The sequence below is a fragment of the Streptococcus cuniculi genome (assembly GCF_004570575.1).
GTDB lineage: Bacteria > Bacillota > Bacilli > Lactobacillales > Streptococcaceae > Streptococcus > Streptococcus cuniculi_A.
Genome location: NZ_SPPD01000065.1, coordinates 1 through 450 on the forward strand (window position 1 = coordinate 1; position 450 = coordinate 450).

Annotated in this window: 1 protein-coding gene; it reads right to left on the reverse strand. The window is 58.9% G+C overall.

Going from position 1 to position 450, the window contains the following annotated elements:
* Window positions 1–31: 31 nt before the first annotated feature.
* On the reverse strand, window positions 32–412 hold the full coding sequence (locus tag E4T82_RS12050; RefSeq protein WP_209304588.1) for a penicillin-binding transpeptidase domain-containing protein: 381 nt from the start codon (window positions 410–412) through the stop codon (window positions 32–34).
* Window positions 413–450: the final 38 nt, after the last annotated feature.

Here is a 450-nt window from a genome sequence, read left to right on the forward strand (position 1 = left end):
CCCTCCCCCGCAGAGGGGGGAGGGATTTACGTCACCGCTCCAGCAAAAAAATCATCGTGGCCAGCGGCGGCAGGGTCAGCGGCACACCGCCATTACGCAGTTCGGCGGCGAAGCGTTTCGGGCCGTAGACCTCCAGCAACTGTACGGCAGGCAGGTTGAGGGACATCGACAATGCAGAACTGGCAGCCACCGGCCCGCCGAACCCGGGCGAAAAGTTGCCTGGCCGGTAGTCGCCATAGCGGCGCGGCACGTCCTGCATAAGCGATTCAGAGTGAATCAGCCCGGCGTCCATTGCCATGCCGTAGAGGAACGGTTTGAGCGTCGAGCCCGGCGAGCGCAGTGCGGTCACCATGTCCACATGACCAAAACGCTTGGCATCGCTGATGTCCAAAAAAAAAAAGAAATAAACCATGATATATCAACTGGCGGAAATAATAAGTAGCGATCCGC